The sequence below is a fragment of the Knoellia altitudinis genome, from assembly GCF_042666355.1.
GTDB classification, from domain to species: domain Bacteria; phylum Actinomycetota; class Actinomycetes; order Actinomycetales; family Dermatophilaceae; genus Knoellia; species Knoellia altitudinis.
The window spans coordinates 1,099,523-1,113,886 of sequence record NZ_JBHTDK010000001.1 but is presented as its reverse complement, the minus strand read 5'-3'; the positions used below and the strand labels follow the sequence as shown (position 1 = coordinate 1,113,886).

Here is a 14,364-nt window from a genome sequence, read left to right as displayed (position 1 = left end):
GGAATGTGCTCCCTGGGTGGCTAGCGAGTGCTGTTGGGATCACCCGATGATGACGATCCTTGAGGTGAAGGACCGGCACCATATCGGCTACCGATTCCGGTAGGCGCCGCCACTCAGGGTCAGTCACGACCCCGAGCCCTCACGTCGGGGAATTCACGTGCTTGCTCTGCGCAGATCTGCTCTCGCGTCCACCGTCACCGTCGCCATGTTCGGGACCCTGGGGATCGCGGTGGCACCATCCGCGCAAGCCGCCGGGCCCGACGCCGCGACCACGGCGGTGAGCGCCCTGTTCGACCGGCTCGCCTCGGACTTCCTGCCGCAGGTGGCCTCGAGCACCGCCCTGTCCCGGCAGCTGCCGACCCTGGCGGTCACCCCGGCCGAGTCGGTCGGGCTCAAGGACGCCTTCTCCTCGGCGCTGGGGGCCGGCGGAGTGCTCGAGGACTTCGGCACCCAGGAGACGCTCGGGGACGTCGAGGACTACGTCGAGGACGCGGACGGCGGCGAGTGGAACTTCACCTCCAGCATGCCGACCGACGGCTCCCTGACCGTCGGCTTCACCCGCGAGGTCAAGCGCACTGCCGGTCTCGACATCCGGGACGCCGACGGCACCATCAGCCTGTCGAGCGGTGACGGCATCTCCGTCGTCGGCACCCTCACCGGCTCGTTCACCTTCGTCGTTACCGGCGGCCAGGCCGTCCTCACCAAGCCGTCGCTGACCATCGCGACCATCGGCGACCTGCCCTCGGACACGACGATGAACGCCGGCCTGGGCATCCTCGGGGTCTCCGTCTCCGGCGCCGCCGGTGACAACACGGCGGACTACCACCTCGAGAGCACCGTCACGACGAGCTGGGCCAACCCCGACAACGACGCCGCCGGGTCGCTCGCCTTCGACAACCCCACCACCGCCGCGACCGACGACGGGGAGCTCGCCGCCGACGGTGCGGGCACCGGCATCGTCACCGCCACGCAGGTGGGCACCCTGGCCGGCAGCCTCGAGGCCAAGCCCCGGGCCAACGACCGGGTCGCCGGGCTCCCGAGCGTCGGCACGACCGTGACCCTGACCTCGGCCTCGCCGGCCACCTTCGAGGCGCCGCTGGTGACGGCCGTCGTGCCGGATGCCGCGAAGCCGTTCCTCAACATGACCCCGCGCGACCTCGCGGCCTCGCTCTCGCAGGCGGCCTCAGCCGTCCTCGGCATGCAGAACGCCGGCGACGGAGACCTGCCGCTCATGCGCGGATCGCTGTCGAACGCCATTGACGCCGTCGGCGGCATCAAGACCTTCCTCGCCGACCAGGTGCCGGACGCCGACCCCGACGACCAGACCCCCGGTCAGCCGAAGTTCGCCTCCCTCCAGGACATGCTCGCCGCCCTCGACGCGGCGGAGTACGCCGACTCCGGTTGGTCCATCGAGGTCCTGGACAAGGATGACGGCGACGGCAAGGAGGCCGCGACCTTCGACCCGGGGACGAGCAAGGTCAACTTCACCATCGTCACGACCCGCGGTGGGAAGACCGACCTCGAGCTCAACCCGCTCGGCGCGGCGACCTCCGGCACGGGCACGGCATACACCGCCACGGGTCTCACCGCCTCGGGTGTCGACCTCAACGGTCCGAAGAACGACGGCGCCGCGCTTCTCGCGGGCCGCAAGGTCACCGCCGGCACGTCGACCGCGACGGTCGCCACGATCGACAGCGGGACCACCCTCACCCTCACCGACGACGGCTGGACCGGCGGCCTCCCCGTGGACGGCACGCTCTTCGCGATCGAGGCGGCCGACCCCAAGACCGGCGCCCCGCAGTTCGCCGACGTGCTCAAGACGAGGATCGGAGTCGCCGGCGCCAACGCCGAGGTCTCGACCGCGAAGATCACTCCCGACGTCATCGTCACCCTGCCGATGGTCCTCGACCTCAGGGCCCCCGAGAAGTACACGAACGCGGCCAACGAGCTCGTCCTCGACTGCGACCCCGGCACCGGCACCGCCCCGTGCCCCTTCAAGCAGATCGACGACTCCGGGCTCGCGCGCATCATCACCTCCCTGCCGCTCCCGGCCGACCGCGTCATGCTCCGCCAGACCACCCGCGACCTCCTCGTCGCCGACGCGGCCATCACCTCACCGGTGCAGATCAGCACCACGAGCGGCTTCCTGGCCCTCGACATCACCGGCGACGTCGCGCTGACGGTCCCCTCCGGCCACCTCCAGACCCTCGCCCTGACGAAGACCGGTGACGTCCCCGTCCCCGAGTTCGTCGAGCAGGTGCGCCAGCAGACGGTGCGCACCTCGGCCTCCACCGCAGACGTCTTCAAGCGGACCCTCGGTGGCACCGTCGAGGCGAACCTCGACATCACCGTGCCCGACGCCCCGACCGCCTTCAGCGACGCGGAGGACGAGGAGAACCCCGACTCGACGAGCATCACCCTGACTGCCACGGTCGACGCCCTCGCCGACGGCATCGACGCGGGCGAGGTCACCGTCGCGGCCGACGACGAGGACCGCGCGGACCTCCTCAAGGCCCTCAACATCAAGGACGCCCTCGACAAGGAGCTCGAGCCGACGTCGCTCTTCGGTGCGGTGCGCGGAGCCCTTGAGGGCGCGGGCGCCGACCTCACGACGATGACCGGCGGCGGGCTCGACACCCCGATCCCCTTCGTGGGGTCCTCGGTGAGCCAGCTCATCGGAGCCGGCGCCAGCGGATCCGCCAAGTATGCCGACCGTGCCGGCGTCGACGGCGGCCCTGCCGTCACTGTCCTCACCGACCCGAAGGCCGCCTTCACACCGGAGTTCATCGGCCGCCAGATCGTCGTCGGCTCGACCCTCGCGACGATCGTCGACGCGGACGGCACGACCCTCGACCTCGCGCCCCAGCTCCCCAGCACGCCGGTGGACAACACCCCATACCTCGTCGAGAACGAGCTCCTCGGAGCCGTGCACGTCCTGAGCGCCATGACGCCGGACACCCTCCAGGACACCCTGGCGATGGCCGAGGCCTCTCTCGGCAACGGCTCGACGATCGACTTCGGTCTCGCGAAGAACGACGGCGGCGACGAGCAGCTGAGGCTCGACCTCTCGTGGGCGCGCGACTACGAGGTGACCCAGCCGGTCAGCCTCTCCCTCGGTGAGGACCTCGACGTCATCGGTCTGTCCAGTGGCGGCGAGCTGAGCGTGCAGGCGAGCGGCACCGTCAAGCTGCGCCTCTACCTGCCGCTCACCGCGGCCGCGATGTTGAGCCCGATCGACAACACGAAGGTCGACAAGGACTGGTCCGAGGTGGACTTCACGGCCAAGGTCGGCGCGGACAACGCGTTCTTCGGCGCCAACCTCGGTCCGATCAGCCTCGAGCTCGGCCGTGACAGCGACGGCAACCGAGGCTCGGTGCACGCCGGCTTCGCCGTCAAGGCGACCGGTGCGACGACCGAGGACGACCCGTCGATCGCGGACTTCTTCACCGACGGCTTCGACCTCGCAGTCAGCGGCGGCGACGCCTGCGACAAGGACGACCAGGTCGTCTGCGCCGAGTTCCCGCTGTGGGCCAACGGCGCGAAGGTCACCGGTCCCCTCGAGGTGACGACGACGCTCGGCGCGCAGGAGGACAGCCTCGCGGACCTCTTCACCGGTGCTTCGACGGAGGTCACCTACCCGCAGGAGATCAAGAACATCCTCGAGAACGGCGCCTTCAAGTTCGGCTCGCTCCTCGAAGGTGTCCAGCAGTACATGTTCTACTCCGAGACCGCGCTGCGGACCGCGTCCAACGGAGGCGAGATGCCCATCGTGGGCAAGGACCTCCAGGCCGGTGCCGACTTCATGGGGAAGGTCCGCGAGGACCTCGCACTCTTCGTCGAGGCCAACGGGGACATCAGCCAGGTCGGTCCGGCCAAGAAGCTGCTCACCGAGACGCTCTCCGAGAAGCTCGGGGTCGTCGTCGGCGGCTCGTCGGGGATCAAGGTCGACTTCACCTGCAAGCTCACTCTCCTGCCCCCGACGGCACCGGCGGCCACGCCCAAGAACGCCGTCGAGGCCGACACGACGCAGTACGTCTACAAGGTCGTCTCGACCTTCGCCCAGGGCACGGACCCGCTCAAGCGTTCCGTCCCGTCGGCGGCCACCGCCGTCGTGAAGAACGCCGCCACCCTCACCGCCGGCCCGAGCGGCAAGTTCAACACCGTCACGTGGACCAAGGCGGTCGGCGCGACCGGCTACGAGGTCATCCGGGCGCCCCAGACCGGCGCGACCACACCCCTGGCCTCGGCCTATCGCCTCATCGCCTCCGTCGGTGCCGTCGCCACGTACGACGACCACACGGCGACGCCTCCGGCGACGGCCTACTCGCCCGCGCTGACGAACCCGCTCCTGCCCCCCACCGCGTGCCCTGACGACACCCCCGTCCAGAAGGTCGACGGTGTGAGCCTCGGCCTCACCATGGGCCAGGGCGTCGTGTCCGGCGACAAGGGTTGTGTCGACGCCGCCGACGGCAAGAACGACTGCTTCGGCGCCGAGCTGCCCGTCGACCTCGGCATCCCCGGGCTGTCGCTGCAGACCGGTGACTCCGGGAAGATCACCGGCGACGTCGGCTGGCGCCTGTCGCTCACGGTGGTCATGAGCCGCACCGAGGGCTTCTATGTCGACACCTCGACGCAGAACGAGCTCGCCGTCGGTGCCGCCCTCAAGCTCGACGCCCCCATCGACACGACCGCGCTCACGGCGCAGCTGTCGATCATCGAGGTCAACGTCTCGAAGAAGCACACCCGGCCCGAGTTCGTCGGCTCCTTCGGCATCGACATCAAGGGCAAGGACGGCAAGCTCAAGCTCGCCGACATCGCCCGCACCCGCGTCGCCGACGCGATCACCGTCAACCTCGAGGCCAAGGTCGACATCGGCTGGCACCTCGAGGGCACGGCCGGGGCAGCCCTGCCCGGTATCTCGACCGACTTCGTCCTCCAGTGGGCCTTCGGCGCGACGACGAGCAAGGACCCGAAGAAGAACGCGGCCGCCCTTCTCGTCAGGTTCGACAGAGTCACCCTGGATGCCGGAGCGTTCTTCGGCAAGGCGCTCAAGCCCTACCTCCAGCAGGTCGTCGACGCGACAAAGCCCCTGCAACCCGTGCTGGACACGATCTTCACGCCCATGCCGGTCATCTCCGACCTCTCGACGGCGGCCGGTGGTCAGCCGATCACGATCGCGACCCTCGCCGAGACGTTCAGCACCGTTGCCGGGGGCCCGAAGATCAAGCCCTTCCTCGACGCCATCAAGACGACGAAGGACTTCCTCAAGAACGTCAACTGCCCGGACTCGCCCAAGGGCGCCTGCGGCGTCAACCTCGGCAGCTTCACCCTGTCGGGCGCGGCAGTGACGACGACCCGTGTGTCGGCCGGCAACGCCACGTCGATGATCGCCGCGAAGGAGGTGGCTCCTGACGTCGCAGGCAAGACGCCCGCCCAGCAGGTCGCGGCCAAGGACGCGTCGGGCCGGATGTCGAACACGGCGAAGCGGGCCCTCGCCGGCCTGTCCTTCCCGGTCCTCGACGACCCGACCAAGGTCTTCGACCTCATCTCCGGTGGCGACATCCCGCTCGTCGAGTTCGACAGCGGCCCGCTCACCCTCGGCTTCCAGTTCCAGAAGTCCTTCGGCCCGATCTATGCACCGCCGCCGGTCATGATGGTCATCGGTGGTGGAGCCTCGGTCTCGATGCGGATCGCCGCCGGGTTCGACACCTACGGCATCCGCCGCGCGATCGAGGGCAAGGGCGCCGCCGAGATCCTCGACAGCCTCTACTTCAAGACGGTCGACCAGACCGGCAAGCCGATCCCGGTCGTCCAGTTCACGGGCTACCTCGAGGCAGGCGCCTCGGTGTCCCTCGCGATCATCGAGGTCGGGGTGGTCGGCGGCGTCCGGCTCACCGTCGGCTTCTACTGGAACGACCCGAACAACGACGGCAAGTTCCGGCTCTTCGAGTTCGGGCGCGCTGTGGCGATCAACCCGATCTGTCTGTTCAACGTCTCAGGAGAGCTCTCTCTCTACATCAAGGTCTTCGTCACCCTCGGGTTCAGCCCGTTCTCGGTGAGCTTCGACTTCACGCTCATCAACATCAAGCTCCTCGACTTCAGTCTCAAGCCGGACTGCGAGCCGGCACCGCCGAGGCTCGCCGGCCAGACCGGGACGACGCTCTACGTCTTCGCCGGCAAGTTCGGCACCAACGCCGAGCGTGGCGCTCCGTGGGGTGCGACCGACAAGCCCGAGACGTGGGTCATCCGTCAGGTGCCGACCTACCTGGACGAGGACAAGGTGCAGCAGCCGGCCGTCATCGAGGTCCGCGGACTCGGGCTCACCGAGACCTTCCCGGACTCTGGTGACACCGCGATCTCGACCGTCGTCGTCGACGGACGCGGGACCTCCGCGCCCCTCACCGTGAGCTTCACGGGTGGTCAGCCGCCGGTCGAGGGCGCGGAGACCAAACCGTTCACCAAGGCTGCCGTCGTCTTCGGCAGCGACGCGGACGACGTCATCCGCACCGGTGTCGGCACCTCGTGGGTCGACGGCGGCAAGGGCGTCGACACGATCACCACCCTCGACCGCACCGATCTCGCGTCCGCCGCGGACTCGGGCGTGGCGCACGTCGCCGGCGGCGAGGGCGCGGACGCGATCACCGTCGGCAACGGCAACAACGTCGTGACGGGTGACGCGTCGCTGGACTACGAGGTCTCCTCGCCCAGCGTTGCCCTGTCGCCCGACAAGGCCGGTTCGGTCACGCTGAAGGACGCCGTGCGGGTCGACTCCACCCTCACCGACGCCGCTGACGCCGACTTCTACAAGGCGAACCCGACGGGCTCGGGCGCCGACCAGATCGCGGCCGGACTCGGCCAGGTCCGACTCTCCGGCAACGGCGGCGCCGACACCATCGGCACCGCGAACGACAGCCCGCTCGCCGACTCTGCGGGGATCAAGGCCGGGACGACCGGCGGGTCCGCCGAGAAGGAGGCGCTCTACCGCGCCAAGGGCTCGGTCATCGTCGGCGGCGCCGGCAGTGACGTGCTCAAGAGCGGCTCGGCCACCGACACCGTCTACACCGGAACGTATGCCGCCATCACCGAGACCGACGCGGGTTCCGGTGACGCTGACACGGACTCCAACACGGTCAGCACCGGCACCGGGTCCGACACCGTCTACGGCTCCAACGGCCTCGACTTCGTCACCACGGCGTCGACCACGACGCAGACGGCGACGGTCTTCGGTGGCGGCGCGGCCGACGTCCTCACCGGCGGCAAGGGCTCGGACAAGATCTACGGTGGCCCGGGGGACGACTACGTCGTGGCCGCTCCGGCCACGGTCAGTGGCCCCGGCGCCATCACCGACGTCCTCGGCGCAGCCCGCGACGTGGCCGTCCTGCCCGATGCGGGACCGAGCACCAAGCTGCTCGTCGGCGGCACCGGCAGCGACCGCATCTATGGTTCCGACGGCCCGTCGACGATCTTCGGTGACACCTCCGTCGACGCCTGCGACGTGCAGTCCAGCCCGGTGAGCGCCCAGCCGGGCGAGACGACCGTCTCTGCGGATGCGGCCGACCTCATCCTCGGTGGCACCGGTGTCGACGTCGTCAACGCCGGAGGCGGGGCCGACTGGGCCTACACCTCCGGTGCCGCCGACCGCGTCTGCGGCAACAGCGGCTCCGACCACCTCTACGCCGGCGACGACGCCGACCTCGTGTTCGGTGGCAGCGGTGACGACCAGGCCTACGGTGAGGCCGGCTCCGACCAGGTCTATGGCAACACCGGCGCCGACTCCCTCTACGGCAGCGATGGCACCGACCGCCTCCAGGGCAACGCCGGCTCCGACTGGGTCGACGGCGGCACCGGGGCCGACGTGCTGCTCGGCGGCACCTCCGCCGCCGGGTCCGCCGACACCGGCGACGTCCTCCTGGGCGCCGGTGGCGCCGACGTGCTCGTCGGCGACAACGCGACGAGCGACGTCCTTGCCGACCAGCCCTACCCGGCCGACCTCGGTTCGACCGACGCCACCCTCGGTGGCGGCGACTACCTCGTCGCCGGCGACGACGACGACCGCGCCTACGGCGGTCTCGCCGGCGACACGGTCTACGGCGGCCTCGGCAACGACCTCGCCGAGGGCAACCCCGGCTCCGACGGCATCTCCGGCGAGGCCGGCGACGACGACGTCATCGGTGGCTCCTCGCAGCTGGCCTCCGGCACCGAGCAGGGTCGTCCCGACACAGGTGACCGCCTCAACGGTGGCGAGGGCCAGGACGTCATCACCGGCGACAACGCCGCGGTGACCCGTGGCGGGACTGCACACGCTGTGATGGCGGGCCGCGGCCTCACCACGACCCGCGGGGTCAACCTCGCGGACGAGTCCGCCGGGTCCCCGACCGACGTGTCCGGCAACGACGTCATCGACGCCGGCAACGAGGTCGACGTCGTCTTCGCCCAGCGCGGGAACGACACCGTCACGCTCGGTGACGGAGCCGACTACGGCGAGGGCGGCCCTGACACTGACTCCGTCACCGGAGGTGCCCAGGACGACGACGTCGTCGGTGGCTCCTTCACCACGGCCTCCGGCGAGGCCGGCCAGCCGGACGCCGGCGACACCCTCAACGGTGACGACGGCCAGGACGTCATCACCGGCGACAACGCCGCGGTGACGCGTGGTGGGACTGCGCACGCCGTCATGGCGGGCCGCGGGATCACCACGACGCGCTCGGTCGACCTCGCGGACGAGGGCTCCGGCTCCCCGACCGGCGTGGCCGGCGACGACCTCATCGTGGCCGGCAAGGACGCCGACGTCGTCTTCGCCCAGCGCGGGAACGACGACGTCTCCCTCGGCGACGCGGCGGACTACGGCGAGGGCGGCCCCGGTGTCGACCTCGTGCACGGAGACGCAGGTGACGACGACGTCGTCGGTGGCTCCTACACCCCCGTGTCCGGTGCCGCGCCAGCGACGATCGGCCAGCCGGACGGCGGCGACACTCTTGCCGGCGACGCCGGTGAGGACGTCGTGCTGGGTGACAACGGTTCGCTCACCCGACCCGTCACGACACCGCCAGTCTCGCCCGCCACGCTGCTGACCTTCAACCGGGTCGCCACGCAGCGCACGGTCCTGCCCTACGACCTCGGCGACACCCCCGTTGCCGGCACCTCCGGTCCGGACACGATCACCGGCGCCGCCGACAACGACGTGCTCCTGGGCCAGGGCGGCGCCGACCGCGCCGACGCCGGTGCCGGAGCCGACTACGCCGAGGGCGGGCAGAGCTCCGACCTCGTCATCGGTGGCACCGAGGACGACGACGTCGTCGGTGGCTCCTCGGCAGGCAGCTCCACGACCAGCACGGGCCAGGTCGGTCAGCCGGACGGCGCCGACGACGTCTACGGCGGCGCTGGCTCCGACCTGATCATGGGCGACAACAGCCTGCTCAACCGGCCCACGGCGGAGCGCGACTGGCGCACCATCCGGGCCAACGCGACGCAGACCGCTCTCGTCCCGTCTCGAGGAGTGACGTTCCACGACCTCGTCGGTCCGGCTCCTGCAGCTGCGAACGCCACGCACTCCGCGGGTGACGCACTGTCTGGTCAGGACGGCGTCGACGTGATCTTCGGTCAGGACGGCAACGACCGGATCAGCGGCGGCGGCGACGACGACTACGTCGAGGGCGACGGCGGCGCGGACAGCATCCACGGCGACGTGGCACTGGACGCCTCCGAGATCGTGCCCGCTCCGGCCGGCGCGGCCTGGTCCACGCCTGTGGTCGATGGGGAGCCCGTCACCGCAGGTCAGGACGACCTGACCGGTGGCTGGGGTCGCCAGGGCTACCGCGACGGCAACGACACGATCCGCGGTGACGGCAACGACGACTTCGTGGTCGGCGACAACGGCGCCATCCAGCGCGTGGTCGACGGCGGCACGACGGACCGCGTCTACACGCCGCGCTACGGTGCCTCGCGCCTCGGTCAGGCCAAGGTCCGGGTCGCCGGCGGCAGCGCAACCTCGACGCGCTTCTGCCCGACCACCGGGACCGCGGCGACGTCCACCTGTGAGGTGACCGGAGCCTTCGGCGCGGACGCCGTCTTCGGTGACGCCGGCCAGGACGTGCTCTACGGACAGGACGGTGGCGACACCATCCGAGGTGGCGCGGACGACGACGACCTCTATGGCGAGCTCGGCGCGGACTCCCTCTTCGGCGAGGACGGCGAGGACGCGATCCTCGGTGACCGAGGCGGCATACAGAACAGGTATGAGAGCGGGTCACGCTCGACCACCACCACCCTCACCATGCCTCCGGCCGTCACCATGGTGACGCGTCTCAGCGGCTCGGTGAGCCGCGAGGCCGACCTGCTCCACGACGTCAACGGCACCGACTTCGTCGGGGGTGCGCTCAGCACCTCGATGCCCCTGAACGGGATCGCCTTCGGTGGCGTCGACCGGATCCGCGGTGGCGCTGGGCACGACTCGATCCACGCGGGCGCCGGCGACGACCTCGCCAACGGTGACTCCGGCGGTGACTCGATGTTCGGTGGTCGCGGCAACGACGTGATGTGGGGTGGGGCCGGCAAGGTCTGCACCTACACGGACGCGGCGTGCCTGGCCGACTCCGGCGTGAACGGTGAGTTCATCGACCACCTCGCCGGCGGCAAGGACCAGGACGTCCTCGACTGGCGGCCGCGTGGCGCCTATGGCACGGGTGCGACCTTCACCGGCCGGACGTGCAGCACGAGCACGGCGCCCGTCACGACCCAGAAGGACGGGACGACCGACCCCTGCTCCTGGTTCGAGATGACCGACCGCGCTGACGACGTCGAGGCGAGCAGCGAGACCCTGGGCAACAACCAGCACCACCAGGGTGTCGACTGGGTCTACGGCGGCTGGGACCGCGACGTGATGCAGGGTGACCTGTCCAACAACGGTCCGCACAACGGTGACCGGCTCATCGACTGGTCCGGCGTCTACAACCTGTGGAGCCACTGCAACGCCGCTTACGGCGGGTTCACCGACGTCAGGGTCCCGGCCCCGGCGGTGGAGGACTTCCTGCGGACCTGGGCGACCGGCAACGGAGCTGGTCGACCGGGTGGAGCGGGTGCGACGGCGGATGTCGTGACGCCCGGCACGTCGGCCTACGACGAGCTGGCGCTCGTCTACAACGCCGACGGCAAGGCCCACGGGACCGGCAGCGCCTACCCGACGACACCCGGCCACTTCGACAACGCGAACGCCTGCGCGGGGTACTGACGGGCAGCGCGAGCACAGGAGGAGGCGGAGGCCGCGCCGGCAGCGCAAGCTGTCGCGCGCGGCATCCGCCGTCCTAGTCCGCGTGGACCCCCGGTGCGTACTTCGGGATCCGGAAGCTGACGCGCGTCCCGGCCCCGACCGCGGTCTCGACGACGAGTCCGAACTCGTCGCCGTAGACCTGACGCAGCCGGGCGTCGACGTTGCCCAGGCCCACGGAGTCGGCGCGCGACTGGCCGTCGAGGATGCGCTGGACGAGGTCCGGCGAGGTCCCGACGCCGTCGTCCTCGATGGAGATCTCGGCCTCGGACCCCTGGTCGGACGCCGTGATCGTCACGTGGCCGACGCCCTCCTTGGTGGCGAGACCGTGACGAACGGCGTTCTCCACCAACGGTTGCACCGCGAGATAGGGCACGTGCACCGGCAGCACCTCGGGGGCGATGAGGAGTGAGACCTGGAGACGGTCACCGAACCGGGCCTGCTCGAGCACGAGGTAGCGCTCGACGTTGCGCAGCTCCTCGGCGAGCGTCGTGAACGGCCCGCCCTGGCGCAGCGCGTAGCGGGTGAAGTCGGCGAACTCGAGCAGCAGCTCACGGGCCCGCTCGGGGTCGGTGCGCACGAACGACGCAATGGCGCCGAGCGAGTTGTAGATGAAGTGCGGGCTGATCTGGGCGCGCAGGGCACGCAGCTCGGCCTCCATGGCGCGGGTGCGCGCGCGACCGAGCTCGGCGACGTCGAGCTCCGCCGACACCCAGCGGGCGAGCTCGCCGGTGGCCTGGGCCAGGCCGGCCGACGCCGTCGGGGCGTATGCCGTGAGCGTCCCGACGACGCGTTCGTCGGCGATGAGCGGGGCCGTGACGGCGGACCGGATCGGGCAGTCGGGGTCGCTGCAGGTGATCTCGCCACCGCCGAGGACCGTGGACGCCCCCGAGGTGCGGGTGGCCGCGGCGTGCCCGTGCGCGTCGTCGGAGTGGTGGTCGCCGGGTCCGGTCCAGGCCAGGAGCCCCGAGGCGTCGCAGATCGCCACGGACCTGGCGCCGAGGATGGCGAGCAGGTGCTTGCCGGCGCGGTCGGCACCCTCGGGAGTGAGCCCGTCGGCGAGGTGGCGCGAGGCGAGCGAGGCGGTGTGCAACGTCGCGTAGGTCACCCGGTCGACCGTCGACAGGAAGCCGCGACGCCGGCCACGCCCCGCGAGCCACACGCCCAGGCCGAGCAGCAGCATCGCGCCTGCCACGACCACGGCGGTGGGGACGTGGAACGAGGGCGACATGCCGCGAGCCTAGGGCCGCTGCGGCCCGCGCCACACCACCCCCGAACACGCCGAGCCCACGACATACGCTCGGCGCATGACTGAGTTCGACGATGTCCTGCACCTCTCCGACGGCGTCGCCGAGCTTCCCGACGGGTGGGTCATCGGCGAGGCAGTCAACGGGGGAGTCCTCATGGCTCTCGCCACCCGGGCCGCCTCCGAGGCGATGCGGGCGGAGGGCAGCCACCCCGACGTCGTCGCCTTCAGCGCGACCTTCCTCGCCGCCGCCCAGCCGGGACCAGCGACCGTCGAGACCGAGATCCTGCGCGTGGGCCGTTCGTTCTCGACCGCCGAGGTCACGGTGAGCCAGGACGACGCGGTGCGCCTGCGGCATACGGCGACGTTCGCCGACCTCGACGCCCACAGCGACCCCGTGCACCTCCAGGAAGCGCCTCCCGAGCTGCCCGACCCGGGGCAGTGCGTCCCGGCCGCCCGCGGTGGTTTCGCCGAGAAGATCGCGCTGCTCGACCGCATCGACCTGCGCATCGACCCCGCCACCGTCGGGTGGGCCATGGGCCAGCCGGCGCGGGATGGCGAGATGCGGGCCTGGATCCGGTTCGCCGACGGCCGGGAACCCGATGTGGCGTCGCTCCCGTTCTTCCTCGACGCGATGCCGCCGGTGACGTTCACCTTCGGCGCGCTCGGGTGGGCACCGACGATCGCCTTCTCCGGGCACATCCGCTCACGCCCCGCGCCGGGGTGGCTGCGGATGCGGATCACGACCCGCAACGTCATCGGTGGCCTCTTCGAGGAGGACGCCGTCGTGTGGGACTCGCGCGACCGTGTCGTCGCGCAGTCGCGTCAGCTCGCAGGCGTGCGTATGCCGTCTGCACGAGACAGCGTGAAGGGCGAATGACGTTGTCCGACAGTCCTGCCCAGCTCACCTCGGCCGTCAACGCCCTCGCCTCCCTGCCTGGCATGCCCGAGAAGATCGACGCGGCCCGGCAGGCCTGCACCCAGCTGCGCTGGCACAACGCGCTGCGCCGACGCATCCCTGAAGCCGCTGCGGAGTCGCGGGTTCGCGGCGCTTGGGCAAGCGGTGAGCTCGACGGTGCCCGCCTGTCCGTCGACATCGTCCGCGACCTCATGCGCGGAGCGGTCACGTGGCACGACGACCCCGACCCGGTCGAGCAGGTCATGCGTGGCGTCGTCGCGGCCACCGCGGAGACCGAACGCCTGCGCCCGGTCGTCCTCACCGCACCGATGCAGGCGCTCGCCCGGCTGCACACCGCGGCCGCGGCCGGGCTCGTCCCCGACGACGAGCTGGGTCGGCCACGACGTGACGGCGAGGACTGCCGTGAGTTCGTCGAGATCGGCCCAGCGCCGCCGGCCACGGAGGCACGCGAGCGGCTCCTGCGCGTCGTCGAGCTCCTGGCCAGCGCCTCGACCCTGCCCGTGCCCGTCGTCGCCGCCCTTGCCCACGCCGAGATCGTCACCGCCCGACCCTTCACCCGCGGAAACGGCGTCGTCGCACGGGCCGTCGAGCGCGCCGTCATCCAGGCCGGCGGCCTCGACCCGACCGGGGTCGCCGTCCCCGAAGCCGGGCACGGCACGGGAGGTGGGCCGGCCTACCTCGGTGGGCTCACGGCATACACCCGGGGTGACGCCGCAGGCGTCGGTCTGTGGCTCACGCACTGCTGCGACGCGATCGTCGCCGGTGCGGCCGAAGGCGAGGTGATCGCCGACGCCGTGCTCGCCGGACGGCGCACCTGACGAAATGTCAAGTCTTGTGGCGCACTCCGTGGGGGAGTAGACAGGACCTGTCGGGCAGGCCTTGCGGAACCACCCGAGACCCAGATCAACCGCGAGACGCAACAGGTACCCACGCGAG

Annotated in this window: 4 protein-coding genes; 3 read left to right on the top strand and 1 reads right to left on the bottom strand. The window is 70.9% G+C overall.

Annotated elements, in window-relative coordinates; all coding sequences use genetic code 11:
* Window positions 1-157: 157 nt before the first annotated feature.
* A complete protein-coding gene (locus ACFQW8_RS05230; RefSeq protein WP_380085907.1) occupies window positions 158-11,227 on the top strand; it encodes a beta strand repeat-containing protein in 11,070 nt (3,689 codons plus the stop codon).
* Window positions 11,228-11,300: 73 nt separating this feature from the next.
* On the opposite strand, the gene ACFQW8_RS05225 is transcribed toward ACFQW8_RS05230, so the two are convergent.
* Window positions 11,301-12,494 carry a sensor histidine kinase gene (locus ACFQW8_RS05225; protein ID WP_380085906.1) on the bottom strand — a complete coding sequence of 398 codons (1,194 nt, stop codon included), beginning with the start codon at window positions 12,492-12,494 and terminating at the stop codon, window positions 11,301-11,303.
* Window positions 12,495-12,570: 76 nt separating this feature from the next.
* Here ACFQW8_RS05225 and ACFQW8_RS05220 point away from each other — a divergent pair, with 76 nt between their 5' ends.
* Together ACFQW8_RS05220 and ACFQW8_RS05215 are read left to right on the top strand one after the other, a co-directional pair.
* The gene (locus ACFQW8_RS05220) at window positions 12,571-13,389 is read left to right on the top strand and encodes a thioesterase family protein (protein WP_380085905.1); all 819 of its coding nucleotides are present in this window, start codon (window positions 12,571-12,573) and stop codon (window positions 13,387-13,389) included.
* Window positions 13,386-14,246, top strand: coding sequence for a Fic family protein (locus tag ACFQW8_RS05215; RefSeq protein ID WP_380085904.1), 861 nt, complete (start codon window positions 13,386-13,388; stop codon window positions 14,244-14,246). Before ACFQW8_RS05220 ends, ACFQW8_RS05215 begins: the two co-directional genes overlap by 4 nt.
* The last annotated feature ends 118 nt before the right edge of the window (window positions 14,247-14,364 follow it).